The following is a 26,439-nucleotide window of genomic DNA, read 5'->3' as shown; positions in this document are numbered from 1 at the left end:
TTTCCTCTCGTAGCTGTCAGGGGACGCTCGGGGCCGTCAGGGGAGGTCAGTGGGTGTCGGTCAGCAGCAGGTCCCCCGAGGCGGTGACCCGGAACTGCCAGCCGGGCAGCACGCGGGCGGTGAAGAACGGGCCCTCGACGATCACCGGGCCCTCGCCACTTCCACCGGGCGGCATCTCGGCGAGCACGAACACCGGCACCTTGTCGACCTGGTCGGGCGCGGAACGGACCAGGCGGGTCTCATTGCTCGTCACCCGGATCGCGGGCACGTCGGTGTCGGGAGCAACGTCGGGGTGCGGCAGCGCGGCCGTCACCGACAGTTGCAGGGAGACCTGCTTCCCGGGGAAGTCCGCGGCGTCGCCGGACTGGTACGGCCTGGTCTCCACCGGCGACCCGTCGGTCTCCTCGATGGTGAGCAGTACCTCGGTGCGGCAGTCGTCGAGGTCGTAGCCCTCCTGGAAAATGTCGCGCCTGGCCCGGGCAAGCATCTCGTCGTACGTCGCCGCGGTGCTTGCCGTGGTCGGCTCCGGCACGCCGACCTCGTAGGTCTTGCCGATGTCGGAGAAGGCAATGCYGAACGCGGAGAAGACCGCCGCCATCCGCGGGATCAGCACCTTCTTCACCCCTGCCGGACGAGCGGCACCAACGGCGCTCATCGGGCCGGCGCCACCGAAGGCGATGAGGGTCGAGTTCTCCTCGATCAGGTGCGCGAAGGAGTGTGCCAGCGCCTCGAAGTAGGCCCGCTCCATCCGGATCAGCGACTCCTCCAGGCTGATGCCCAGCGGCTCGGCGATGGTCTCGGTGATGACCGCGGCCGAACGGTCGGCGTCGAGCCGGAAGGTGCCGTCGAGGTAGGTGCTGGCGTCGAGGACGCCGAGCAGCAGGTTGACGTCGGTGATCGTGGCTTCCTTGCCACCGAAGCCGAAGCAGGCGGGGCCGGGGGCCGCCCCCACACTGCGCGGCCCGACCATGATCTGCCCGTCCACCACCGAGATCACCGAGGACCCACCGACCCCGGTCGAGTGCACGTTGCTCATCGGGTAGGAGATCGGGACGCCCTCGATGGTGCCGCGCTCATCGGCCGCCGCCGCGCCGCCGCGGACGACCCCCACGTCGGTGGTGGTGCCGCCGATGTCCATCATCAGCGTGTGATCGAGGCCGTACGTGCGAGCCAGCGCCGCCGTACCTTCCAAGCCGCCGCGCGGCCCGGAGGAGTACGTCTTCAGCGCCACCGCCTTGGYCACCCGCGAGGAGGCTCCGTCGTTGCGGTAGACCAGCAGCGGGTTGAGCACCCTGTWCGACTTCAGCCGCCGCTCCGCCCCGTACAGGAACCGCTCCATGGTCGGGTGCAGGAACGAGTTGAGCACGCACGACCACACCCGACGCGGGTGGTCCCGGTCGCCGGCGAGGGACCACGAGTACAGGAGCGGGATCGAGCCGAGCAGGTGCCGCGGGAACTTGCGCAGCAACACGCTGCGTAGGCGACGCTCCTGTTCCGGCGACTCACCAGCCACCACCACCCGGGCGGCGCCCAGGGTGGTGAGCTGGTTGATCCGCTGGACGACTTCGAAGTCGATCTCCTCATCGGTCGCGCCCATGTCGATGGTGAGCATCCGGTCGGCGATCAGGCCGTCGAAGAGGTCCTTCTCGGCTTCACCGCCGCGCATCCGCTCGAACAGGCCCGGCATCGTGGTGAGGATGCCGATCRTCGGGCCCCGCCGCTCGACCAGGGCGTTGGTGCCCTGGGTGGTCGAGTATCGGATGTGCTGCGTAGCGTGCAGCAGCTTCTCCGTGTTGGCTTCGCCGTAGAGGGCGACCGAGGCCTTCTCGATCCCGTCGAAGAGGCACTCCGACAGGTCGTGCGGAGTAGTGAGGGACTTGGTGTAGGTGAACTGGTCGCCATCCCAGACGCAGATGTCGGTAAGCGTGCCACCGTTGTCGATGTTGATCAGGGTGTCCATGACGCTCCTCGGTTCGTGACTCCCTGGGTTCCATGCGCAGGCCCCGTTGTTSGGACAACCCTGCTGGTGTCCCACCGGGTGTCGGTGTCCCAAAATTGGACACTCACTGCTCTTGGATGTGGCGTGGCTCTCAGCCACGATGTTCTTCCACGGGGCCATCCAGGACCCCCGAGGAGGTGCACATGCCGGACACCGCGAACCGCCTCTTACGGGTGGCCGCAGCCCGGGCGGACTTCCTGGAGTGCGGCCGCGCGGGTGCCGTCGGTGTCCCCGACGTGCTCGCGGCATCATGGGAACGCAGCCAGGCGGCCGGCGTCGACAGCGCACGGCCGCACAGCGACTACATCGACGACATCGACACCGGGTCCCGGCTGGTGCGCTGCGCACGCCCGGTGCTCACTCAGCTCGGCAACGACACCGCGGACCTCCCGCTGGTCATCGCCCTGACCGACCACAGGGCCAGGCTGGTTCAGCRCATCGACTTGTCATCGACGGTCGGGCGGTTGCTCGACAGGGTCGAATTCGCGCCAGGGTTCAACTACTCCGAGTCGATGATGGGCACCAACGGTGTGGGCACCGTGATCGAGGCCGGTCAGCCGGTCAGCATCGTCGGGCCGGAGCACTTCACCGAGCCCCTGCAATGCTTCGCCTGCACCGGCGCCCCGGTCATCGATCCTCTCACCGGCCGGGTGGAGGGAGTGCTGGACATCTCCACGCTCACCCAGACCTGGAGCCCGCTGATGCACACCTTGGTGAAGAGCGCCGCCAAGGACATCAGCCGCAACCTGTTACTGGATCGCAGCCAGTCCCAGCAGGCCGTTTTCGAGACCTACCTGCGCGTCGAAGCCCGGGCGTCCCGACAGGCCGTCTTCGCCTTCGGTGACTCGGTCTTCATCRCCAACACCCCGGCCCAGGGCCTGTTCGACGCCAGCGAGCARCTGACCCTGCGCGAGCACGCGACCTTCCTCATGAGCCGCCGCGACCGGGTGAGCGACACCCTGGTCCTGCCGGGGGGACGCATGGTCCATATCCGGGGCACCCGGATCCTGGCCGGCTCCGAGGTGGCCGGCATGGTGGTGATCGCCGACCTCGTCGCCACGGAGAAGGCCGGATCGCCGGGCGACTTCACCGAGCAGGTGCTGCCACAGATCGCGGTCGCGACCCTGCAGACCTCCCGCATCGCCGGCGACCTGTACCGGCCGCACGAGACCATTACCGGTGGTCGGTCACCGGCATGGGTACGCGCGTGCGACAAGCTGCGCGAAGCCCTCATAGCGAAGAAGCCGGCGATCGTGCTCGGTGAGACCGGCACCGGCAAGTTCACCCTGGTCGCCGAGATCTTCCACRCCTCACACCCGGGCGGCCGAAGCRTGTCGATGGACGCCTCCCAGCTGACCATCGAGAACTCCGAGACCGACATCGACTCACTGCTCGCGGGCAAGCCAGAGCCGACCCTCTACATCGTCCGCAATGTCGACCAGGCCAGCACCGAAGGGGTCGAACAGCTCGACGTGTTCTTCACTGCGATCGGCAGGCTCGACAACCCGACCTCATTCGTTGCGACCCTGTCGGACTCCTCACTGGACTCCGACCTGCCGTTCCACGCACTCCTCGGCCACTTCGAGGTAGCGATCACTGTGCCGCCGCTGCGATGCCGTACCGATGACCTCACCGCCATCACCTCGTCGGTCCTGCGCGACATGGCCCCCAACCGCAAGGTGCGGCTMAGCCCAGCCGCCGAGCGGATCATCGCGCGCTACTCCTGGCCACGCAACGTCTCCCAGCTGCGCGAGGCCCTCGAACACGCGCTGCGGCGGCGACCGGTCGGGGAGATCCAGGCCCAGGACCTGCCGGCCTACTGCCAGACCACCTCGCGGCACGTGCTCACCCCGCTGGAGGCAGCCGAGCGGGACACGATCGTCGCCGCTCTCCAGGAGACCGAGGGCAACCGAATGCTGGCGGCCACCAGGCTCGGGATGTCGCGGTCCGGCCTTTACCGCAAGCTGAAGGCCTACGGCATCACCGCCTGACGGGCATCACCGCCTGACGCGTCCCCGGTGGGACGGACCGCCCTTGGCTCAGTCTGAACCAGGGCATGCCCCGCGCCGGCGGTCCGCATGAAGCGGAGAGGTATAAGCCCGTGCAGCCGTCTCATGTTGAGACCGCCTTCCCGCCGCCCATGGGGTGTGATGTTGTGTGATGCAAATCACCCGAATGACGTGGTCGTYACCCCGAGTACAGCCCAACCAGTGACCCGCCCTGGCTTCGGTGACCGTCCGCGCTCACACCGTAAGGAGTCGTATGAGCCGCCAGCGCCCGACGGCGATGCGTGAGACCTACCTATTGATCGACAGACTGTCGGCGGAGTTCGGGCAGGCGCGGTGAGTGAGTACGGGAAAGCCACGCGACGCGGGCTGCTGGCCAGTGCCCCGCTGATCGCCGCGGCGCCCATCACCACGCTTGCGGCCTCGATCACGGCAGCTGAGCAGCACACCTCGAGTGAACAGCACACCTCGATGCCTGCAAGCCATCCGGCCACAGGCCACGGGGCGATGATCGGCCCCGGGGTCCCGGCACCAGGCGGCCCCCACGACCTCGACGACCTCCTCCACCCGCCGCCGGCTCTGGTACATCAGCCCGGYCGAGTGYGCGAATACAAGATCTTCGCTATGGACAAGGAGATCGAGATTGCGCAGGGTGTCACCTTCCCGGCCTGGACGTACAACGGCACGGTTCCCGGTCCGGTCATCCGCGCGACCGAGGGTGACCTGCTACGCGTGCGGTTCACCAACGGCAGTATGCACCCGCATACCATTCATTTCCACGGGATACACCCAGCGAATATGGATGGTGTCTTCGAGATCGTCGATCCCGGTGGAACCTTCGTTTACAATTTCCCGGCGACCCCCTACGGGATGCACATGTACCACTGCCACGCGACGCCGCTCAAGAAACATATTGCCAAGGGCCTTTACGGCGCATTAATCATCGATCCACCGCAGCCACGCCCGACGGCGCGGGAGTTCGTCATGGTCATGAACGGCTTCGATACCGACGGCGACGGTGAGAACAACTTCTACACGGTCAACGGGCGCGCCTTCTACTATGCGCGCTATCCCATCCAGATCAAACGCGGCGAACTGGTCCGGATCTACCTGGCCAACCTGACCGAGTTCGATCTCATAAACTCGTTTCACCTGCACGGCGAGTTCTTCCGCTACTACCCGACCGGCTCGGGGGACCAGTACGAGTACACGGACACGGTCATGCTCTGCCAGGGCCAACGCGGGATCATCGAGATCGAATTCCATTACCCGGGCCGCTTCATGTTCCATGCCCACCAGTCGGAGTTCGCCGAACTCGGCTGGATGGGATTTTTCGAGGTGACCAACTCATGACCAGCGAATCCCGACGGTTCCCGGAGGCCTCGCGGTCGGGCGGCCTGCGCTGGCGGCTGTGGGCGCTGGTTCCGATCACCCTGCTCGGTGCGGTCGTCTGGTTGTTCACGTCCACCGGAACGTCACTAACCGGACTCATCCGCGCCAATCCTCCCGCACCCGACGAATTCGCCGTTCGCCGCGTCGTCTTCGAACCGGGCGAGATCCGCATCCACGTCACCAACCCCCAGCATGCCGACCTCACCATCGCCGTGGTCACAGTCGACGACGCGATCGTGCCTTTCACGGTGGATGGTGGAAGCGTCCTGCATCATCTGCGTTCGGCCACCATTGCTGTCCCCTACCCGTGGATACCCGAGGAGCCGATCGCGGTCGGGGTGACAAGCTCCACCGGAATCCAGACCAGCAAGAAGATCACAGCGGCGGTCGAGACGCCCGGCGTTACCGGCCGCAGCATCCTTGGCTACACAATCATCGGCTTCCTCGTCGGCGTGGTACCGATCGCGCTCGGACTGGCCTGGCTGCCCTCGCTACGCCGGGCCGACTCCCGCTGGACCAGCGGCTTTCTGGCGCTCACCGCTGGTCTGCTCACCTTCGTGGCCTTCGACGCCCTCGGCGAGGCATTCGAACTTCAGGCCGGCCTGCCCACCAGCCTGCACGGTACCGGGGTGGTCCTGTTCGGTGTCGCCGCCAGCTACCTTGCCCTGACCTTCGTCGCCAGCCGCCTGTCCGGCAATACCGGTGCCGGGCTGAGCGGAGCCACGCTGGCAACGCTCGTCGCGATCGGTATCGGCCTGCATAATCTCGGTGAGGGCCTGGCCATCGGCTCCTCCTTCGCGCTGGGAAAGCTCGTCCTCGGCACGTTCCTCATCGTCGGATTCATGATCCACAATATCACCGAGGGACTTGGCATCGCGGCCCCGCTCGCGGAACAGTCCGAGGTGAAGGCGCCCCGGCTCGTCAGCCTCGCGCTTGTCGCGGGTGCGCCCGCCATAGCCGGAACCTGGATCGGTGGATTCCTCATCAACGACGTCCTCGGGGTGCTGTTCCTGTCCATCGCGGTCGGAGCAGCCCTGCAGGTCGTCGTCGAGATCGGACGCCGCCTGGCCCGCCGGGCACCCGGCGGGCTCGGCACCGGTCACGTCCTCGGGGGATTCCTCGCCGGCATCGCCGTCATGTACACCACCGGACTGCTCACCGGCTGAGCGCGGATGGACCCCCAGGCACAGAAGCGGGAGCCGGTGGCGGCAGGAGTTCTCCAGGCCGCCACCGGCTCCCGCTGTCAGTTCGACGTTGAAAAGCGGTTGACCGGGCTGGGACAGCTGTCCGATCACTTCCGTGTTGGTCGCGAAGCCGGTCCGGCGGTAGGCGGCCCGCCGGACCGGCGTCATCCGCTCCGGAAACGGTGGTGCTGACCGGACGCGAGACCGTTCCTGCCGTGGCGTGTCGGCAGCTGCCGACACGCCCACCGGCCGCCTGACGATCAGGCGATGTTGGAAGGCCGGACCAGGCCCTCCGCGAGATCCCCGAATCCGGGAGCGATCACGGCACCCGGGTTGCCGATGACCTCCTCGACAACCAGGGTTTCCGTTGTCAGCAACAGCGCGGCGATCGACGCCGCGCTCTGCAGCGCGCAACGGGTAACTTTCACCGGGTCGATGACACCGAAGCCGGCCATCTCCCCGTATTCTCCGGTCGCGGCGTTGAAACCGTGACCGCGCGGCAGCTCGGCGACCCGCTTGACCACTTCGTCGCCGTCGTAGCCGGCGTTGATCGCGATCCAGCGCAGTGGTTCGGCGATGGCCCRCCGAACGATCTCCCTGCCTTCGGCGGCGTCGCCGGTCAGCGTGAGCTTGTCAAGGGCCGAGGCCGCTTGCAGCAGTGCGGTACCACCGCCCGCCACGACACCTTCGGCGAGAGCAGCCCGTGCCGCCGCGAGGGAGTCCTCGACCCGGTGCAGCTTCTCCTTCAACTCCACACCGGTCACGGCGCCGACCCGGATCACCGCGACGCCGCCGGACAACCGGGCGATCCGGGTCTGCAACGTGTCCTGGTCGTGGGGGTTCTCCGCCCGTTCAAGCTCCCGCTTGAGCTGGTCGATCCGGGCATGGATCTCGGTGGCGGAACCGGCGCCGTCGACGATCGTAGTCGCATGCTCGGTAATGGTGGCCTTCTTGCAACGCCCGAGCTGGCCGAGGGTGACCCGGTCCAGGGAAAGCCCGGCATCCGCGGTAATCACCTGACCGCCCAGAAAAACCGCGAGATCGTTGAGCTCGGCCAACCGACGGTGACCGAAACCGGGTGCCCGGACCACCGCGGACCGGAAGGTCCCGTGCACATTGTTGGCGACCAGCATGCCCAGTGCCGGTCCCTCGACGTTCTCCGCGAAGACGATCAACTGGCCGCCGGCCCGGGTGACCAGCTCGAGGACCGGCATCAGGGTCTGAACCTGAGAGATCTTCTCGTTGGTCAACAGGATGTAGGGGTCGGTGTAGGCGGCCTCCATCCGCTCGGTGTCGGTGACCATGTACGGCGAGAGGTACCCGTTGTCCAACTCGATACCGTCCACGAAGCTGACCTCGAGTCCGAAGATCGGGGATTCCTCGACCGTGACCACCCCGTCGCAGCCGACCCGGCCAAGGGCCGCGGCCACGACGTCGCCGATCCGGGCATCGTTGTTGGCGGCGAGGGTCGCCACCCGGGCAAGATCGGCCTCGCCCTCGACCTCTCCCCGGTACTTTTCAAACTCCTCTAGCAGGGCGGCCACGGCAGCCTCGATGCCGTTCTTGAGAAACATCGGGTTGGCGCCCCCGTCCACGGCATGCAGACCCTCCCGGACGAGGGCCTGCGCGAGCACGGTGGCGGTGGTGGTTCCGTCGCCGGCAGTGCCGTTGGTCTTGGTCGCGACCTCCTTGACCAGTTGCGCCCCCATGTTGGCGAAGGGGTTACGCAGCTGGATCTCCCTGGCTATGGTCACACCGTCATTGGTGATGGTGGGCGGYCCGGTCAGTTTTTCGATGACGGCGTTGCGGCCCTTTGGACCCAGAGTCACCTTGACGGCGTCCGCCAGGGCRTTGACCCCGGCCTCCAGCAGGCGGCGCRCCTCGACATTGAACCGCAGATCCTTRGCCATCTCTTCCTCAGTCCTTCCGCTCCGCATCCGTCAAGGCGGGCCGATGGCGGCACGATCGTGGCTGCGAGCAGCTGGCGGGGCATGGTGGCGAAACCAGCCCCACCTGGAGCCCGATCCGATCGCACAGTCGCGCCGCCGGAGCCCTGGGTTCCCGAGCCACGCACAGATCGGGTCCGAGTGATCAGTAGATCAGGGGATCAGGATCGCCCGACCGCGCACCTTGCCGTGGTGAAGGTCGTCGAGCGCCTGGTGGAACTCTGCCAGGGGGTAGGCACTCGTGTGCAGGGTGACCTTGCCACGGGTTGCGAGAACCATCAGCTCAACGAGGTCGCTGTACGATCCGACCAGGTTACCGATGAAGTTGATCTCAGTGGAAATGATGTCGATGGTGGAGACGTTCAGCACCCCGCCATAGCCGACAACATAATACGAACCGGCGCGACGCAGCATGGCGACACCCGCCTCGATCGCACCGCCTTCGCCGACAAAGTCGATGACTGCCTCGGCGCCGCTGCCCCCGGTGAGATCGAGTACCGCGGACACCTCGCTGCCGTCGGCCCGCACCGTGTGGTCGGCGCCCAGTTCGCCGGCGAGCCGCAACGCCTCGGCGGAGCGGTCGACGACGATGATCTCGGCTGGGGTGAGGGCACGCAGCACCTGCACACCGATGTGGCCCAGACCGCCGGCTCCGATCACCACGACCCGGTCACCGGGACTCAGCGCCGCGGCTGCCTTGCGTGCCGCGTGATAGGCGGTCAGTCCGGCGTCGGCCAGTGCCGCCACATCCGCCGGTTGCAACGACGGGTCGAGTTTGACCACCGACCGGGCGTTGGTCCGCAGCAGTTCGGCGTAGCCGCCGTCGCTGTCGATTCCGGGAAAGGACGCCCGGGCGCAGTGCACGTCGTCGCCGTCCCGACAGGCCCGGCATAGCCCGCAGGTGACCAGCGGGTGCAGGATGACCGGGTCGCCCACGGCGATGTCGCTCACCGCCGAACCGACCTCGTGCACCCAGCCGGCGTTCTCGTGGCCGAGCACGTACGGCAGGGTCACGCCCGACTTCTGCTCCCACTGCCCTTCGATGATGTGCAGGTCGGTCCGACAGACACCGGCGCCGCCGATCCTGACCACCACGTCCAGCGGATGGAGGATCTTGGGCTCGGGGACGTCTACCAGCCGCGGCGCGTTGTCGTACTTGATGACCTGGACGGCCCTCATCGGCCCACCTCCACGTTCGTCGCTGTCACGTCACTGTCACGTCATGGGTGTGCGGTCCACCGTGCCGTGCCGCGTCTCCAGCAGACCGCGGCAGACCGTGGTGTTCGCGTCGATCGTCACCCGGACGRTCCGGGCAAACCGCAGCCGGAGGGGCAGCGCCTCGCGATCGATCGGACGGCCGTCGTCGTCAACGAACAGCGGCGCCTCGGGAGCCAGGGACAGTCCGAGGGCATCCCGTCGGCGCAGCAGGCTGCGTCGTTCCGGTGACTCCGGCATGTCCGCCAGCCGGGCCCGATCCAGCGACTCGGGTGACCAGCCCGCGGCTACCAGGCGCTTGGCCGCGCCTTCCAGGCTGGCGGTGTGCGCCTTACGCAGGAAGGTCATCCGCAGGTCGTCGAGGCCTCCGGTGGCCTCCCCGGGAAAACTTGCCGGGAAACCGTCTCCGGCGGCGACTCCGGCGTTGATCTCTTCGGCAGCGAAGTGATCCTCCAGGGCCACGTCCACCTCGGTGACTCCTGGCAGCTCCTTCACCACGTCGTGCGCGTCGGACACCATCAGGTAGGCGAAGTTCGGCGCACAGAAGTAGGTCGGGAGTCTGAGCCGAACCTGCACCCGCCCGTCCTGGACCACCAGAGCACGGACGAATCCCAGCTCGGTGACGGGCTGGTCGAGCTCTGGGTCGTACACCCGCCCCAAAGCTTCCCAGACGTCCGCGGCCAGGCCGGTCCTACTGGTTACTGTGGGTGTGGTCATACGGACTGCCCTGCGCCCACGAGAGGCGTCGACGCCGGAGAACCGCTGCCCGCCCCGCTAACCTCGGCCGGTACCTCGATGTCGTAGAGCGCGGCCGCGTTGAGACCGAGAATTTTGCGCTTGATGTCGGGGGTGAGCACGCCGTACTCGGCCTGCATGTCCGCCGGGATCTGGAAGTCGACGAACTTCTCGACCAGCCACTTGGGGTGCCAGATCGCGTAGTCACTCGAGAAGGTCAGCCGGTTCTCGTCGAGCCAGTAGAGGAGCTCACCGATGATCTGCGCGAAGTAGCGCGGCCGGCTGTGGATGAACGGCATGGCCACCGCGAGCCCACCGTAGACATTGGGCTCCTGCGTGGCGATCCAACAGAAGTCCTCCAACCGGGGCAGTCCGACGTGTTCGATGATGAACCGCAGCTCGGGGAATTCGGTGGCCACATCATCGACGTCGGCGACATCGAACGCGTCCCGGTTCAGCGGGTAGATCGTCGGGCCCTTGTGGATGTGGATGTTGCGGATGCCGAGTTCCTGGCACTTCTCCAGATACCGGTAGACCCACGGGTCGGTCAGCTTGTAGCCCTTGGACTCGCCCTTCCACTCCGCCGTGTAGAGCTTCACACCCTTGAGGTTCCAGCGTGCCGCCAGGTCCGCCAGCTTCGACAGGCCCAGTTCGCCGTCACGCGGGTCGAAGGCGCCGTTCACGATGAACTTGCCGGGGTACCGCTCGGCGAGCGCGCCGTCCTGCTCGGTGGTGTTGAAACCATTCCGGTAGAAGTCCGTCAGATAAGTGGGCTGGAAGATCCCCTTGTCGACGTAACCGTCCTCGAACAGGTCCTTCACCATGACTTCCGCAGAGTACTTCTGGAACTTTTCCCGCGGCCAGAGGTACTCCTGCGGGCTCAGATTCACATGGTAATCGTAGAAGCAGTCGATGAAACCTTTGCCGTAGCGGTTCGCCTGGTTTTCCGGGCTCCCATCCCAGAAGTGCAGGTGGGAATCCACGATGAAGTATCGCTCATTGTCCTTGACGTACATGTGGATATCCTCCGAAATATCATCACGGCCGGTCCACGCCGGGCCGGATGAGCCCGGCGTGGACCGTGCCGTTCGCCTCGGATCAGGTCAGTTAGTGACGACTTTCAGATCGAAATCGATGTACTCCGCCGCGTCCTCGGGGTTGGCGAACAGTACGGTCTTGTCGTCGAGATGCACCATCCGGCCGTAGTGCGTGGACATGATCTCTTCGAAGTCGGACACACCGAAATCGAAACCGAGCGCATCCGAGATCTCGTCGAAGTCAAATTCGATCTTACGTTCGCCGTCAACCCGGATCATGGACGGATACTCCTCGACGCGGATACCGGGCTTGCTCCGCATGACGTCGGCGACGACATATCCGTTCTGGTTGTTCATCAGGGTGACGCCGCACATGTTCGACGAGGTTCTATTGGATTTACCGAGCTCTGGGTTTCCGTTCGCGGTGGTCACTGCGTCAGCTCCTTCGGCTCGGGCAGACCAAGGTCGGAAAGGACGGCCCGGAATCCGTTGACCGTAGCGTCGAGGGATTCCGAGAAGGTGATGACTTTCTCCTGCGGCTGCGACCAGATCGGCTGCAGTTCATGGGCCGCCTTCAAGCTCAGCGGAACCCACCGGGACAACCAGCCGGAAAGGGTCTCGACGTTGCCTGCGCCGAACTTCTCGTCGGTGATGAGAAGCTTGAGCAGCGCGCGGGTGTAACGCAGGTCGCGCTCGTAGTCGTTCTCGCCGGTTCCGACCAGGGTCGGCGTGACGTAGTCGCCGTTACGGGCGGCGATCTGCATGACGAGGTGGCTGCGGAATAACACGCCGACCAGCGACTCGAACACGATGTTCGCGGCGACGAGTGCCTCCGCCCAGTCAGCGACCGCGGTGATCCGCTCGACGTTCTCCCGCACCGGCTGCCACACCGGGTCGTCRTGCCAGACCTTGCGGTGGGCCGATCCGTCGAACCCCGGCAGGGACTCGGCCAACTCCAGGTTGTACAGGGCGAGGTCCTGGGCGAAGCGGAGCTTGTGCGCGCTGTTCACCGCGATGGCAGTGTTAATCATGTTCGTGGGACCCGACCGCTGGGCGGCGACGAACACGTGCAGGCCCAGACCGTTCTCAGCGTGCATCCAGGCGCCCAGGTGCTGCTCGACGAACTTGGTCCACCCCCGCGACCAGCCGTCGTAGGCATGGGCCGCCCGCGCGTTTTCAAGGTTCTGCTGGATCTGCCGGACAACATTGGAGTTGTTCCGGTAGATGGTCTGCTCCCACTCCTCATTGGGGTCGCGGAAGGCATGCCAGTCCGAGGAGCGCAGAGCCGTCCAGTCCTGCGGATATCCGCCGGGCCCCTTGGCGAAACCGTAGATCCAGCCCTGGGCCAGGTAGCGGTCAGGGTCCGGCTGGACGTCGAAGGTGACGTCCTCGTACATGGTCGCCCGCATTTTCTGCGGCTTGAAGTAGTTGTACACACGGCTGGTGGAGCTGGGGAACGTTAACGCGCCCGCCTCCGCGTCGGTGAACTCCGGCTTGGGGAAGCTCCTGGTCTTACCCGTGACTTGCGTCATGCCTGTGCTCCTCGTGGCAGGTCGTCAACCGATGGCCGACCGGTGACGATGACCGGTCAGCTTTCGGCGGCGGCCGTGATAGTGAACTTGTCGTAGAAGATCTGTTCTTTCGGGACCCCACTCGACTCAAGCCGCGGCAATGCCGCGTCAATCATGGGAGGCGGACCACACAAGTAAACATCGCAGGATGCGATGTCGGTCTCGCGCCGGTCCACTATATCGGTTACCAGCCCGTTTTCCACGGGATGGCCGATATCGTCCGAGTTCTCCGGCATGCTGTCGGACAGGCAGGGGACGAACGTGAAGCCGGGAATCGACGCACCGGTCTGGAGGATCTCGTCGACATAGAACAGGTCGCGGGGGGCACGAGCCCCGTAGTAGAAGACGACCTCCCGCTCGCTGTTCTTCGTCGCCAGCTGGCGTAGCAGGGAGAKGATCGGGGCCATCCCCGCGCCACCACCGATGAAGACGATCCGACGGTCCGAGCTCACCCGGAGCGTGAAAGCACCGTACGGCCCGGTGACGGTCAGTGGGTCATCGGGGYGCAGACCGTCCTCCAGAAGTCCGGAGAAACGCCCGCCCGGATACTTCTTGATAATGAACTCGAGATAGCCTTCCGCYGCCGAGATGTTCGCCATGGAGAACGAACGGTGTTCACTCGAACCAGGAATGGTGATATCGACGTACTGACCCGGGTGGAACATGAAGTCCGGTGAACCGGTGATGTCCAGACGCAACCGGGTGATGTCGTGGGTGAGATCTTCCGTCTCCACGACAGTGCTTTCTATGGTCCGCACCGGAAGGYCGGAGCGGATCATGTCCTCGTCATAGTTGACCAGTTCGACCGACAGATCGCTGAAGGCATGCGCCCGACACAGCAGGATGTAGCCCTCATCACTTTCGTAATCGGCCAACGCGAAGGTCGAATAGCGGCCCATCTGTACATCACCGTCAAGCAGGAAGGACTTGCACGCCGAGCACTGTCCCTCCTTGCATCCGTGCATCAGGTTGACGCCCTGGCGGAACGCCGCGTCGAGCACGGTCTCGTCCTCGGTAACCTCGATCTCCACGTCGACCGGCTCGAACCGGACCCGGTGGGTGTCGCTCATGCCCGTCTCTTTCCTGCTTTGAAAAACCCGTCGTATCCGGGCGAGCCGCCCGGGCCGCGCCTCGGTGGTGCGGCCCCACCGGCGCTCGTGTCGCGGCGCCGGTGGGGCCGTGTTCGTTCGAACGCGTTCAAGAAACGTCCGTCGGCCCCCTCGGACGGCGGTTCTTCAACACGCCCGCAGCTTGCAGGGCGCTATTAGGAAACGGGTGCCGGCCGACCAGCCGGACCGCCGGCCCGGTAGGCCGCCATCGCCGCCTCACGCTCGGCGTCGTTCATCTCGTTGAGTGCGACATTCGGACTGCTGAACGTGATGCCGCGGACATMGTCGAGCGTCCAGAGCTTCGAGGGGTCGTCGAGCTCGAGATGGGGCTGCGGAATCAGGGTCTTGCCGTCATCACGGACGTACCCGAGGTCGGAAATGACATCGGCGAGATCCCAGTTGTGGTAAAGAGTCTCCCACTCCCGCTTGCCGGTCAGCCGGCCCATGTTCGGCGTCGGGCGGCCCTGGTACTCCGGCCGGAACGCCACCTTGTCAGTCCAGTGACAGGCTTCGGAGCAGTAGGTGCGCCACTGGTCGTCCACCTTGTCATGCACCATGTCCTCGCGGATCACGCAGGGCACCATGCACGTCCAGCACCGCTGGGGGTACTGGTAGTCGACGTTCTCGAACGCGATGGGCTTGTTCCGGCCGGGGTAACGCATCCGGTTGTAGTTCTCCCACCACTTGCCGTACTTGTTGTACCAGCCCGGGTACTTCGACTCGAACCACTCGAAGTCGTCGTCGGTCATCGGGTCGATCCGCCAGTAGTTCACCGGCCATCCGGTGGCGAAGAACTGCGCGACCTCGTGCACGTACCCCTTGTTGTAGATACGGTTCCAGGCTTCCTCGACCAGGTCGTGGGGGATCACCAGGCCGTACTTCTCGAGCGGGATGAGGTAGCTGCGGTAGTAGTCGTCGTAGATCCAGCGCTGCCACATCTCCGCGTAGCTCTCGCGGTCCTTGCGGCGGTCCTTCGTGCCGTACTCGATGAAGGTGCCGATCGCGGCATCCACCACGGCGTGGTTGTTCCACCACGCGTAGCGCAGGTCACGCTCGAGCAGCGGCCGGTTGGCCTCGTCGGCGAGCGCCATGAGCAGGATGGAGTACCCGTTGCTGATGTGGCGAGACTCGTCGGACTGGACCGAGTGGAACACCGTCGGTAGCAGGTAGTCACCGTTGGYGGCCGCCTCGGACGGCATCGCGACAAACAGGGTGTTGGTGAACGCCGTCTCGGCGACGACGGTCAGGTAGATGTTCGCCGCGGTGATCGCGTCACCGGTGATGAAGCCCTCACCGAACTGGCGGCCGATCGTTCCGGCGTAGTTGTTGGCGAACGCCTTCTCAGTGATGTCGAAGCCGGCCGGATCGATGTAGTGGTTCATGTACAGGCGCTTGAGGTTCATCTGGATCGTCGAGTGACGCACCTCGTCGATCATCTGTACCGCGAGCCCGTTGTGGATCTCAGGGTTGGGGACGGCATCGATCGCCATCGGCATCGCCCGGGCCGCGGAGATCTCCGGGAACGGGATGATCGACAGGAAGAGCTTCTGCCACTCCATCCAGCGCTGCTGGACCTGGCGGAACATGTTGCCGCGAATCGCGCCGTCCATCGCGCCGTACACGCGGTTGTCCTTCTCCTCCTCCATCGGGAAGTAGGAGCGCAAGATCTGCTTGAGCGGGTCCTTCTTCGGAGACTTGTCGAAGGTATAGTCGGTGGCAAACCGCTTCGCGGGCGTCGCGAACGTCGGTTCCCATGACAGCTCCGTGATCTTTTTGTGTGCCTTTGTCAAGCTTTGACGGCTCACGTCCTGCCTCCTGGACGATACGGGGTCGGGCAGACACCGGCGATGCCCGCCTGCACCGAGATCGACGCCGATCCGCGTCGACCCTCCTTCCGGCCGGAACCGGTGCCTGCACCACGTCCCTTCGTATGTCCCACATCACACTCCCCGTGGGAGGTGTGTGGGATCTCAATCTGAGACAGGTACCAGGACTCGGCCAGCAAGATCATCGGGGAGGCGAGATGCGARGAGCGATCGGCGATCGGCGATCGGCGCCGGTCGGGGGTCGGTCGGGCGCGGCGGACRCCCGGCAGTGGGCGGAGCACAAGGTCTAGCCAGACGGTGGGCTGCGATCTAACCTCGCTCGGGAACCGCTCGTGACCACGTCGGACGCTGCGGTTGTACCGGAGTCGTCGAGGTTCGCCGTTCGCGGGAGGAGATCCATCAGATGGCTGGTTGTTCGAGCAACCTAGATGCTTATAATCATCAGGGCGCCGAGGTTGCGCAGGCGCGGGAGCTGTTCCTGACCACCGACTCCATCGAGCCGGACAGGGTACGCGACAGCATCCGGGCGTCCTGGTTACGCTCCCGGCACTGGGAGGTAGCGGCGGAAGGCCCCCGACTCACGTTCGTGGGCGACCTCGACAGCGAAAACCCGGTCAGCCGCGCCGCAGCGCCCATCGTCCGCCAGCTCGGCGATCAACTTGTAGACCAGCCTATCAGCATCATCCTGACCGATGCCGAGGGAGTCGTCCTGGCCCGGCRCACCGGTGACCGCGCCCTGGAGAAGCACCTCGACGCGGTCCAGCTCGCACCGGGTTTCAGCTACGCGGAAAGACTGGTGGGAACCAACGGAATCGGTACCGCGCTCGAGGGAAGGTCCCCCGCCCATGTCTTCGGGCACGAGCACTACGCCTCGAACCTCGAGAATCTAGCCTGCGCCGGAGTGCCGATGCACCATCCAGTCACAAGGAAGATAATTGGCGTCTTGGACCTGACCTGTTGGCGTCCGGACGCCGGGCCGCTGCTCATGGCCATGGCCCGGGCCGCGGCGGCACAGATTCAGGAATCCCTGCTCGCCAACGAAGAACACCGTGACCTTGCCCTGTTACGGGAGTATCTCAGGACATGCCAACGGATTTCCGGCGTGGTGCTCGGCCTCAACGACGACGTCGTCATGATGAACGAGCACGCGCGCCAACTACTCGACCCCCGCGACCAGTCGGTGCTGATCGGGCGCATCACCGATGTCGTCGCCAGACGCCGTGCCACCACCCTGATGATGRAACTGCCCAGCGGAACCTGGGCCCGCGTGCACTGCCGGACAGTGGCAACGGAGAGGGCCACCGACGGGGCGGTGGCCCATGTCCGTTTTGTCGAAGCGCCGCGCCCGCGGCATGCGGACACCGCTCTGACGCGGCTTCCGCTGCCCGGCATCGTCGGCTCCGGAACTCTATGGACCCGTGCCTGCCGGGAAGTGGACGCGGCTGCGCAAGCAGGTGAGTGGGTGATATTACGAGGAGAGCCCGGCGTGGGCAAAACAGCCCTGGCCCGGGCCGTGTGCCAGCGGCATGATCCGTCCGCGTGGTTCTCCGTTGTCGACGGCCACAACACTACTGTTCGGGAGTGGGGGACCCTTCTCCGCCACGAACTGAGCCGTAGCCGGGGCACGCTGGTGGTACGCCACGTCGATCGCATCGACCCCTATCGGCTGCATGTGCTGGCGTCCGCCTGCCAAGCAGCGGAGGCGGGCGGCYGCCGGGATCTGCCGTGGGTAGTCCTGACGCTCAGCGCCGACGACAAACCCCTCGGCCCCCTGATGCGCTACTTCCCGCGTTGCATCGAAGTGCCCCCGTTGCGGCACCATATCGATGATCTGCACCAAATCGTGCCGTTCCTGCTGGTAAAACTTACCCGTGGCGGCCAACTCGCCTGCTCCCCGCAGGCTATGCAAGCACTGTTGCGTACCAGTTGGCCAGGCAACATCGAGCAGGTGCGGCAGGTGCTGCGCAAAGTCATCCAGGTTCGCCCCGCAGGCACGATCATGGTCGGTGACCTGCCGCCGGAATGTCACACGGTCACCCGCCGGGTTCTCGGAGCCATGGAGGCGATCGAGCGGGACGCAATAGTGCAGAGCCTGCTCAGTGCGGACGGGAACAGGACCCTCGCGGCGCGGGCTCTCGGCATGTCGCGAGCGACGATCTACCGCAGAATCCGGCAGTACGGCATCGAGATCCCCGCTCCCAGCGTGTAGACGCAATCTTGCGTGGAGCCCACGGGAGCAGAGTGCGGGGAGCAGAGTGCGGGGAGCAGCAGCCCTACGACAGGCCGCAGTGGYGGTCCCTAACGTGGGAGGCCCATCATGGCTGCGCGGTCGCGACCCGGTCCCGGCCGGAGCGCTTTGCCTGGTAGAGGGCCACGTCGGCGCGGATGAGCAGGTCGCCAAGCCCGGAATCGTCCGGGTTCAGCATCGCCACCCCCACGCTGACGGTGACCGGGAGCGGACCGTCGGCGGTAGCCACCGGGCTGGCCCCGATCGCCTGCCGAAGCCGCTCGGCGAGAACACCCGCCGTCGCAGCCGGGCAGCCCAGCACGGCCGCGAACTCCTCGCCGCCGATACGGCCGACGATGTCCTGCGGGCCCAGCGTGCCCTGCACGCGCCGAGCGACCTCGGCGAGAACCGCGTCACCCACAGCATGACCGTGACCGTCGTTGACCTGCTTAAAATGATCAATATCGATCATGAAGGCAGCCAGCGACCGCGCCGCATGCAGATGCCCGCGGACCAGAGCATCGGCCTGCTCGAAGAAATGACGCCGGTTCGCCAGCCCCGYCAGCGGATCACTGTCCGCAAGCCGCTGCGTCTCCTCGAACAGGTAGGCGTTCTCACAGGCCGCCGCCGCCTGGCCCAGCACGGCATAAGCCAGACGAGCCTGCCTGGGATTGTAGCCACCAGCAGCCCGCGAGGCGATCAGAACGACGACGGTGGGGGCCGGCCGGCACAGCGCCGGCACGGCCAGCCAGCTGCCCACCGGGTAGCGCTGGCCGGGGAGCACCTCCGGCAGCCTCCGGTGCGGCCCGATCATCCCACCGCCGTGGAACGCCAGCAGCAGAGGGGAATCCGGAAGCGGGACGATCATCGCCCCGACCGCCCGGGTATCCACCTGGCCGTGGACCGCCACGACCCGCAACGTTCCGCACGGTTCCCGGGCCAGCGCCCACGCCGCCTCGCACGGAAGCTGCGCGGCAGCCGCCGTCATGACCCGCCCGAGGATCTCCGGCGGAGTCACCGCCCTGGTGGTCTCGACGACGACCCGGTGCATCGTCTCGGCCAGTTCCCGCTGCTGGCGCTCGGCCATCAGCAGCCTGCGCAACTCCGCCGCGTCGGCCTCGCGAAGCGAGATCAGTTCCCGGTCGTGCCCCGGCACGGCGAGAAGCAGGACATCCTGGATCTGGTTGGCGACCATGCCCGCCATGACCGCCAGCAGCGGCCCGGCATCCCGGCGCGGACAGGTGAGATCGAACAGGCCCAGCGTCTGCCCCGTCACCGGATCACGCAGGGGAACACCGGCGCAGGCGAACTCGCCGAGGGACTCCGCGTAGTGCTCCTGACCGAACACGTGCGCCGGCCTGTGCTCCTCAAGAGCGGTACCGATGCCGTTGGTGCCGACAAACCGCTCGGCATAACTAAATCCGGGCAGCAGCGATACGCGGTCCAGCCGGCGTTCGAATGCGGCGTCGCCGGTGCACCGCATGAGCACCAGACCGTTCGCGTCGGTGACGATCGCGCTGACGGCCTGCCTGGCCAGCCGATCGGCGAGCTGGCACAGGACCGGTTCGGCCGCGCGCGCGACAGGTACGTCAAGGTCCGAYGCGGCGAGGAGGGGCTCGGGGCTGTCCGCGGCCACCGCCCACCGCCGCGACCGCATCCACGACTCGCGGATCGGATCCCGCACCCCACCGGACTCGCTGGTCTCAGCCGAGATCTCAGCCGAGATCTCAGCTGAGATCCCGGCGGTGAGGAACCGCTCGCGCAGCCGCTCGAGCGAGGCTCCTTCCCCACCGTTGAGGCGAAGCCCCGAGGCCCGTCCGGCTCGCCGAGACGGTCTTGACCGATCCGGCATGACGCACCTTCCCGCACCTTTAACCGTGTGACCTGGGGCAAGTATATGCCGCTTGGACCTGAGCTCAGAATCATAGTCCGCTTAGCCCGGCCTGCCAGGGGAGACAAAAATCGCGGAGAAAGTGATATCCAGTATTTTTCTTCCGAAAATCGGTCTTTCGGGCGGTTGGTAGGTTGACGCCTCCTGCCATCGGCGCCGTCAGCCGGTGAGCAGACCTCGCAGGAACAGCCGCACCCACCGTCGGGGGGCCGCCGGTGAGATCCCGTCACCGGGCATCAGGCTGAGCACCGGCACGAAGTCGTCCGCGGTGACGTCGGAGTGGAGGACGCCCTGACGATGCGCGATCTTCACTAGGTGACTCAACGCGACCTTCGTACCGCTGATGACGCCCGAAGCGCGGAGGGCCCCTCGGAGTTGCACGCCTGCGCGTACTTCGCCACCAGCCGCGGCGTTTTCTTCTCGCCGGAGCCGCCCACCATGGTCGACTGCAGAATCGTCGGCGGCCCCAAACCTAGGCGACCTCGACGGTCCGCATGCCGATCACACTGGATGCACGTCCTGACCGTCATCGGCCGCTCGCGACCTCGGTAAGTGTCAAGCGGCCTTTGGGCAGTTGCTTCAGGGCAGCCGCCCTCGGCCCGACCGGACCGGTCGCCAAGATTCGATCTTCGTGTGCGCCGTGGATGGGCTCATTGTGGGTGCGGATGTCCCGACACGGAGAGGCACCCACAGGCATGCTCCGGCACGGAAAACGCCGTGAGCTGGGAGAAGGCGGCATCACCAGGAACCTTGCGGCATGAGCCGGCACGCGCCCGTGCGACTTGCAATCGAGCGGCTACTGATTCGAGTCCCCTCACCAGCTCCAATGACAGGGCTTTCAGGATTGTACCGCGTTACCGGTCGCCATTCTATTAGGATATAAAAATTCGTCGGCGTGTCGGCCGCCAGTTGACCGACAGGCGAGAAAGTGCCGCTTTTTGTCGGAGGATGCAGGTGCGCCAAGTCGAAGTGAAGTACTCGGTGACCGACCCGGCTACGGTCACGGCAGCGCTTCGAGCGGCCGGYGTGGACCTCACCGATCCGGTGTTTCAGGATGATCAGACATTCGCGCCGGTGGCTCGCACCGTGTGCAGGGTGTCGAACCACACGAACGCCCCGGTCAGGGCCAGGGGTACCAGCAGCGCACGGAACTCGGCGTTCTCGTTGGTCTTCGCGTCGATCTCCCGCTGGCCGACCATCGCCCCGGCGCCGGGGGAAACGACCCCGAGCAGGTGAACCTGGCTGCCATCGGCACGTGTCGCCCCCCGGCCGGTCTCCCGTCCACCGCGTACGCCCGCACCGGGAACAGCCGCACCACTGTTCACGTCCACCGCCCCGGGCGGGGACGCCGCGGTGCCAGCGACCACATCCGCGAGATCAGCCGGCATGTCGGCGAGCGGCGAGTCAAGCAACGCGACCGCAAGCGCCTGATCGTCGGCCCTGTCGAGGAACCGGCGGATCGTCGACTAATCCGGCAGCAGATGCCCGCTCCACGAATTCCACGGCAGCCGTAACCGGACCCGCTCCGCCCACGTCGTGGCCGCCAGCCATTCCGTCACCACCACGCTCGCCGGCACGTCGCCGTCCGATGCAGCTCCACCGTACGGCGCACCATCCGACGGCGCACCATCTGAGACACCGTCGGCTGCCGCCCGCCACCGGACGCGGCGTGGGTGAGGCGGAAGCGGTAGCTGGCGGCGGTCTGGCCGGTACCGAAACGGTTCGTAACGCAATGCGATGACCTCGGTGTCGCAGCCGCCGCAGCGCAGCACCTCGGCCATCTACACGGGAGTTATCGCCTCCGGATCGTCGACGATTAGCCGGGCGCCCCGCCACCGTTGCGTACAAGGTGGCCGGGGCCGTCTGGTCCGTCACGCGTCACTCTTCTCGGAGGCGGACGGGCGCGGCGCGAGCGGGAGCGAGTGTGGCGAGGGCCGCGGTGGGCACGTCCGGTGTGGGTGGGGTGAGCCCCCCGAGACTCACCCCACCCACGCCGAAGGCCAGTCATCGCTGGCATGCGGCGGTCACTGGCCGAGCCGTCGCCACCAGGCACTGATGGACGGCGGTCGGCTGCGCCGAGCCGCGACCTTGGCTGAGGCTGCGGCTCAGCCGTCGTCGTCATCGCCGTTGATGGTGGTTGGGTTCACGGCCGCTCCCTTCTGCCGGGATCGGGACTCGCGGTCACGGCGAACATCCGCCGGCCGGCCCGTCACCCGGAGGGCGACCGTCAGCGCACGGGCGCACGCTGAGCACGAAGCGAGAACGAAAGCCCGCGCCCAGCACCGCACCGCCAGGGGCTACAGACATCACCGCCGACACGAGCCATGGACGTCACCGACCGACGGCGTCACGAACGGCAGGCGTCACGAACGGCAGGCGTCACGAACGGCAGGCGTCACGAACGGCAGGCGTCACGAACGGCAGGCGTCACCAGCAGCCGCGGAGGTCACCGACGGCGGGCGTCACTGGTCCCAGTCAGTCTCGGAAAGAACGAGTGGGCGCCGGTTCCAGGAGTGCCGCGAACGCATGTTCGTGGGATCAAAGTCGAGCAGGACGCCTGGCCGACCCCGGCGGCACGGACCGCACCCGCCCGGCGGCGGGGACTGACCCTCGTCAGCCCGCCTGTGCCTTGGCGGCGGCCTTCATCGCCTTCTTGTACTCCCGGACCTGGTCACGGGTGGCAACGTCAGTGATGTCCGCGATGGAGCGGAACGTGCCCTCGTCCCCGAACGGCGCGGAGGCCTCCCRCCATCCCGGTGGGGTCACGCCAAGCTGTTTACCCAGCAGCGCCACAAAAATCTTGGCCTTCTGCTGACCGAACCCCGGCAGCGCCGCCACCCGCCTCAGCAGTTCCTTACCGTCGGCCGCGGTCGTCCACACGCGGGCCGCGTCGCCGTCGTAGGTGTCCACGATGAGCTGACACATGGCCTGTACCCGCTTGGCCATCGAGCCAGGGAACCGGTGCAGCGCCGGCACCTGCGAGAAGATCGCGCCCAGGGCGTCAGGGTCGTACTTCGCCAACTCCTCCGCATCCAGCGGCTGGCCGAGGCGTCGGGTCAGCTCATGGGGCGCGGCAAAGGCACGCTCAAGAGGAATTTGTTGATCCAGCACCATCCCGATCAGCAACGCCAACGGATCGCTCGTCAGCAACTCGTCCGCCTCGGCGATCTGGCTCAGATGCAATCCCACGCCAACACCGTAGCCGACCGCATCGCATCCGCCGCCCGGTCGTTGATCAGGTTGTGTAGTCGGTGTAGTCCCGACAGGCGGCGTAGTCGTCGGCATCCAGGTAGTGGCACCAGGGTGACTGTGAATCGGGGAAGCGAAGTCGACTGGTGCCCTTCCAACTCGCAACCTCGACGTGGCGACCAAGATCCCTCACGGTCCATGTCGGCCCGAGGTGCCCGAGGGCAAGAACGCGGTGCAAGCGGAGAGATGGACGTTCTGGTAGTCCAGGAAGACAGCGACTCGTGGGGTCATGACGTAGCCGACCTCGAAAAAGGCCCCGCCAGTCCCGGAGGACGGCGGGGAGTAAGTGGCTCTCTGGGCCGTCAAACGCCGGCACGGTCGCCCGCTGCCGACCTTCGCTCCAGCAGCCGCCAACCGGATCGTGACGCTACGCAGCCAGGCCGGCGCGGACCGTCTCGTTCCACTGAACCCGTCGAGCGCGGGCCACTTACCCAGGCACCGGCCCCGCCGAAATCGACGATCACCGTCGTGTGGTTCACCGCCGCGCGTCCGACGTCGTCCGCTCGTCTCATTCGATGAACCGCGGCCGAGCCAGAGACACCCCGGCACCATCCACCTCGGCGACCCCGTCCCCTCGGGCGGTCCCCGCAGCTGGGTAACCGGCGCGATGCGCCAGGCTCCCGCTCAGGGCTGGGCGAGGCGGGTGACGAAGTCGGCCACGATCGCCAGCTCGGCGTCGTCGTAGCGGCCGAGCGACTCCATCAGGCCGGCTCCCTTGGAACCGTAGAACGCGCCCAAGTCCGCGGCGATCCGCTCCCGGCGCGGGACAGGATGGCCTTCCTCCGGTTCTCGGYGGAGCGCTCCCGGCGGACGTGACCGACGCGCTCGAGGCGGTCGAGCGCTCCGGTGACAGTGCCGGTCCGCAGGCCGCTCAGATCGGCCAGCCGCCCTGGTGTCAGCGGTCCGCGCATCTCGCGCAGTGTCAGAACGGCGCGTCGCTCGTGYCGAGTTCGATCTCCTTCGCCCCCTCGTGGCTGTAGAGGACCGCTCCTGCGATCAACCGGACGACCGCGGCGAGGACGTCCGTATGTCACGATCAAGGGGGGTGCGTCGTCAGATCGGCATGAGTAGGATTGTGATCACCGGATCCACTGGCGTCATCGGGCGGCGCGCCATCCGGGAGCTGCACGCCACCGGCCACCACGTGAGGGGCGTAACCCGGTCCGCGCCCGGCCGCGAGCGGCTGGCCAGCCTTGGGGTCGATGCCGTCGACGCCGACGTCTTCGACGAGGCTTCGCTGAGCCGGGCCTTCGACGGGGCGGAGGTCGTCATCAACCTGTTGACCCACATCCCGAGCGCCGATCGTATGGCCGACCCGTCAGCCTGGGCCGAGAACGACCGACTGCGCACGAAGGCGTCGGCGGCGATCGCACGGGCGGCCCAGGCCGCCCGTGCGCGCCGGCTCGTCCAGGAGTCGATCGCGTTCGTCTATGCCGACGGCGGCGACGCGTGGCTCGACGAGGACGCACCGCTCGCGGGGGGCGGCGTGACAACGTCCGCGCTGACCGCCGAGGATCACGCGCGCGAGATGTTCGACGGCGACACCGTCGTGCTGCGCTTCGGGCTGTTCCTCGGACCGGACAGCGGCTCCACGCTGGCCACTGTGGAAGCCGCACGGCGGGGAACTTCGATCGCGRCCGGACCACCCGGCGCCTACCGGCCGACGCTCTGGCTGGAGGACGCGGCATCGGCCGTCGCCACTGCACTGAGCGTCCCCGCCGGGACCTACAACGTCGCTGACGCCGACCCACCTACAAACGCCGAGATCGATGCCGCGTTGGCCGCCGCCGTCGGGGTCACGGCACTGCGGCCGAGGACGCCAGGGGACGGGCCGATGAGCCGCTCCCAGCGGGTGTCGAGCCGACGGCTGCGCGAGGCGGGCGGCTGGGCGCCGCGCCTGCGCGCGGGTACGGAGATCTGGGGCCGGATCACCACATGACCATTCTGGAGCGCTTCACGCAGGCACGCCCTCGGCTGCTACGGCTCGCATACAGCGAGCTCGGTGACCTCGGCGAGGCCGAAGAAGTGGTCCAGGATGCCTGGCTGCGGCTCGCGCGCGCGGACCACGCGGCAATCGAGAACCTGGATGGCTGGCTGACCACGGTCGTCGCTAGGCTCGCCCTTGATCGCCTCCGGTCCGCTCGGGCGCGCCGCGAGATCTACGTCGGCCCGTGGCTCCCAGAGCCGCTCGGGTCGGGTGACCCGGCAGACCGTGTCACGCTCGACGAATCCGTCAGCTACGCCTTGCTAGCGGTGCTCGAGCAGCTCTCACCGGCGGAACGCACGGCGTTCGTGCTGCACGACGTGTTCGACATACCGTTCGGCGAGGTCGCCGAGGTGGTCGGCCGCACGCCCGAGGCAGTGCGGCAGCTCGCGGCGCGTGCCCGCCGCCACGTCAGGCGCGAGCACTCGCGTTTCGTGGCCTCGGGTGAGGAGCACGATCGCGCCGTACGGGCGTTCGCGCTGGCAGTGGCCGAGGGCGACCTCGGCGGTCTCCTCGCCGTTCTCGACCCGGATGTCGTCTGGAGGTCGGATGGCGGCGGTCACGCGGTAGCGGCACGCAGACCGCTGYACGGCGACATTCGGGTCGCGCGAGCATGGGTGGCGCTTAGCCGCAGGCTCGACCACCCGATCGAGACCACGCTCAACGGGCAACTCGGGCTGGTGATCCCGAGTCACGACGGCCACCGCGCAGCGCTTTCGTTCGCGGTGAGTGACAATCGGATCACGCGCATCGACGTGGTCCGCAATCCGGAGAAGCTGCGACGAATCTGAAAAGCATGGGGACGAGGCGCTGAGTCGCACCGAGCGCGACCACTCTCCCGCGCTCCACCCGAGAGATGTTCCAACGACGTTCCTTGTTTATCCGGCTTGCTGGTCTAGGACCATGCCCACCAGGAGCGCCAGGGGGTCCTCGGTGATGAAGGCGTCCGCCTCTGGATCGCCGGACAGGTGCAGGCCCATGCCCGTCAGGGTATCCACGACGAATACCCCGCCGGACTGGTGCGTCCGGCGGGGTGGGGCGTCAGGGACGCCAGACCACTTCCACCCG

Annotated in this window: 20 protein-coding genes and 1 pseudogene; 6 read left to right on the top strand and 15 right to left on the bottom strand. The window is 66.7% G+C overall.

Annotated elements, in window-relative coordinates; all coding sequences use genetic code 11:
* Positions 1-46: 46 nt before the first annotated feature.
* Complete coding sequence (locus Manayef4_RS17215) at positions 47-1,960, bottom strand: hydantoinase/oxoprolinase family protein (protein ID WP_070132258.1); 1,914 nt, start codon at positions 1,958-1,960, stop codon at positions 47-49.
* Positions 1,961-2,142: 182 nt separating this feature from the next.
* On the opposite strand from Manayef4_RS17215, the gene Manayef4_RS17210 reads away from it, so the two are divergent.
* The 3 genes from Manayef4_RS17210 to Manayef4_RS17200 all read left to right on the top strand — a co-directional run bounded on the left by Manayef4_RS17210 (position 2,143) and on the right by Manayef4_RS17200 (position 6,563).
* Entirely contained in the window at positions 2,143-3,990 is a 1,848-nt protein-coding gene (locus Manayef4_RS17210) for a helix-turn-helix domain-containing protein (protein WP_070132263.1), read from the top strand.
* A gap of 486 nt (positions 3,991-4,476) precedes the next feature.
* Positions 4,477-5,358, top strand: coding sequence for a multicopper oxidase domain-containing protein (locus Manayef4_RS17205; protein ID WP_070132262.1), 882 nt, complete (start codon positions 4,477-4,479; stop codon positions 5,356-5,358).
* Positions 5,355-6,563: a metal cation transporter gene (locus Manayef4_RS17200; RefSeq protein ID WP_011436922.1), complete on the top strand. Its 1,209-nt coding sequence runs from the start codon at positions 5,355-5,357 to the stop codon at positions 6,561-6,563. Before Manayef4_RS17205 ends, Manayef4_RS17200 begins: the two co-directional genes overlap by 4 nt.
* Positions 6,564-6,841: 278 nt before the next feature.
* Here Manayef4_RS17200 and groL read toward each other — a convergent pair whose 3' ends face one another.
* The 8 genes from groL to Manayef4_RS17160 all read right to left on the bottom strand — a co-directional run bounded on the left by groL (position 6,842) and on the right by Manayef4_RS17160 (position 15,999).
* Complete coding sequence (gene groL / locus Manayef4_RS17195) at positions 6,842-8,491, bottom strand: chaperonin GroEL (protein WP_070132257.1); 1,650 nt, start codon at positions 8,489-8,491, stop codon at positions 6,842-6,844.
* A 189-nt stretch (positions 8,492-8,680) separates the two neighbouring features.
* Complete coding sequence (locus Manayef4_RS17190; protein ID WP_011436924.1) at positions 8,681-9,706, bottom strand: NAD(P)-dependent alcohol dehydrogenase; 1,026 nt, start codon at positions 9,704-9,706, stop codon at positions 8,681-8,683.
* A 36-nt stretch (positions 9,707-9,742) separates the two neighbouring features.
* Entirely contained in the window at positions 9,743-10,459 is a 717-nt protein-coding gene (locus Manayef4_RS17185; protein WP_070132256.1) for an iron-sulfur cluster assembly protein, read from the bottom strand.
* The gene (locus Manayef4_RS17180) at positions 10,456-11,493 is read right to left on the bottom strand and encodes an amidohydrolase family protein (protein ID WP_011436926.1); all 1,038 of its coding nucleotides are present in this window, start codon (positions 11,491-11,493) and stop codon (positions 10,456-10,458) included. Before Manayef4_RS17180 ends, Manayef4_RS17185 begins: the two co-directional genes overlap by 4 nt.
* Before the next feature lie 87 nt (positions 11,494-11,580).
* Positions 11,581-11,946, bottom strand: a complete 366-nt coding sequence (mimD, locus tag Manayef4_RS17175; RefSeq protein WP_011436927.1) for a propane 2-monooxygenase effector subunit MimD — start codon at positions 11,944-11,946, stop codon at positions 11,581-11,583.
* On the bottom strand, positions 11,943-13,046 hold the full coding sequence (locus tag Manayef4_RS17170; protein ID WP_011436928.1) for an aromatic/alkene monooxygenase hydroxylase subunit beta: 1,104 nt from the start codon (positions 13,044-13,046) through the stop codon (positions 11,943-11,945). Before Manayef4_RS17170 ends, mimD begins: the two co-directional genes overlap by 4 nt.
* 56 nt (positions 13,047-13,102) lie before the next feature.
* Positions 13,103-14,155 carry an FAD-binding oxidoreductase gene (locus tag Manayef4_RS17165; protein WP_070132255.1) on the bottom strand — a complete coding sequence of 351 codons (1,053 nt, stop codon included), beginning with the start codon at positions 14,153-14,155 and terminating at the stop codon, positions 13,103-13,105.
* Between the two features lie 194 nt (positions 14,156-14,349).
* On the bottom strand, positions 14,350-15,999 hold the full coding sequence (locus tag Manayef4_RS17160; protein WP_070132254.1) for an aromatic/alkene/methane monooxygenase hydroxylase/oxygenase subunit alpha: 1,650 nt from the start codon (positions 15,997-15,999) through the stop codon (positions 14,350-14,352).
* Between the two features lie 607 nt (positions 16,000-16,606).
* Between Manayef4_RS17160 and Manayef4_RS17150 the strand changes: the two genes are divergently transcribed.
* Positions 16,607-18,229 carry a helix-turn-helix domain-containing protein gene (locus tag Manayef4_RS17150; protein WP_217494130.1) on the top strand — a complete coding sequence of 541 codons (1,623 nt, stop codon included), beginning with the start codon at positions 16,607-16,609 and terminating at the stop codon, positions 18,227-18,229.
* A 106-nt stretch (positions 18,230-18,335) separates the two neighbouring features.
* On the opposite strand, the gene Manayef4_RS17145 is transcribed toward Manayef4_RS17150, so the two are convergent.
* The 5 genes from Manayef4_RS17145 to Manayef4_RS26740 all read right to left on the bottom strand — a co-directional run bounded on the left by Manayef4_RS17145 (position 18,336) and on the right by Manayef4_RS26740 (position 24,298).
* Positions 18,336-20,099: a diguanylate cyclase gene (locus Manayef4_RS17145; RefSeq protein WP_070132252.1), complete on the bottom strand. Its 1,764-nt coding sequence runs from the start codon at positions 20,097-20,099 to the stop codon at positions 18,336-18,338.
* Positions 20,100-20,297: 198 nt separating this feature from the next.
* Positions 20,298-20,462, bottom strand: a complete 165-nt coding sequence (locus tag Manayef4_RS25090) for a hypothetical protein (protein WP_157858592.1) — start codon at positions 20,460-20,462, stop codon at positions 20,298-20,300.
* 734 nt (positions 20,463-21,196) lie between these two features.
* Complete coding sequence (locus Manayef4_RS17140; RefSeq protein WP_139140116.1) at positions 21,197-21,526, bottom strand: hypothetical protein; 330 nt, start codon at positions 21,524-21,526, stop codon at positions 21,197-21,199.
* Positions 21,527-22,751: 1,225 nt separating this feature from the next.
* A complete protein-coding gene (locus Manayef4_RS17125) occupies positions 22,752-23,327 on the bottom strand; it encodes an HhH-GPD-type base excision DNA repair protein (protein WP_070132250.1) in 576 nt (191 codons plus the stop codon).
* A 761-nt stretch (positions 23,328-24,088) separates the two neighbouring features.
* Positions 24,089-24,298: a MarR family transcriptional regulator gene (locus Manayef4_RS26740; protein ID WP_083282520.1), complete on the bottom strand. Its 210-nt coding sequence runs from the start codon at positions 24,296-24,298 to the stop codon at positions 24,089-24,091.
* 152 nt (positions 24,299-24,450) lie between these two features.
* Between Manayef4_RS26740 and Manayef4_RS17120 the strand changes: the two genes are divergently transcribed.
* Both Manayef4_RS17120 and sigJ read left to right on the top strand, forming a co-directional pair.
* Positions 24,451-25,326 (top strand): NAD(P)-dependent oxidoreductase, encoded by an 876-nt coding sequence (locus Manayef4_RS17120; RefSeq protein WP_070132249.1) that lies wholly within the window; start codon positions 24,451-24,453, stop codon positions 25,324-25,326.
* Positions 25,323-26,162, top strand: a complete 840-nt coding sequence (gene sigJ, locus Manayef4_RS17115; protein ID WP_070132248.1) for an RNA polymerase sigma factor SigJ — start codon at positions 25,323-25,325, stop codon at positions 26,160-26,162. Before Manayef4_RS17120 ends, sigJ begins: the two co-directional genes overlap by 4 nt.
* A gap of 96 nt (positions 26,163-26,258) precedes the next feature.
* Here the strand turns inward: sigJ and Manayef4_RS26135 are convergent.
* A pseudogene (locus Manayef4_RS26135) lies at positions 26,259-26,351 on the bottom strand (Fe-S cluster assembly protein HesB); the annotation flags it as partial.
* Between the last annotated feature and the right edge of the window lie 88 nt (positions 26,352-26,439).

Source organism: Frankia sp. CgMI4 (assembly GCF_001756285.1).
Lineage (GTDB): Bacteria > Actinomycetota > Actinomycetes > Frankiales > Frankiaceae > Frankia > Frankia casuarinae.
The sequence above is the reverse complement of the archived record's forward strand: the minus strand, read 5'-3'. Positions and strand labels throughout refer to the sequence as shown.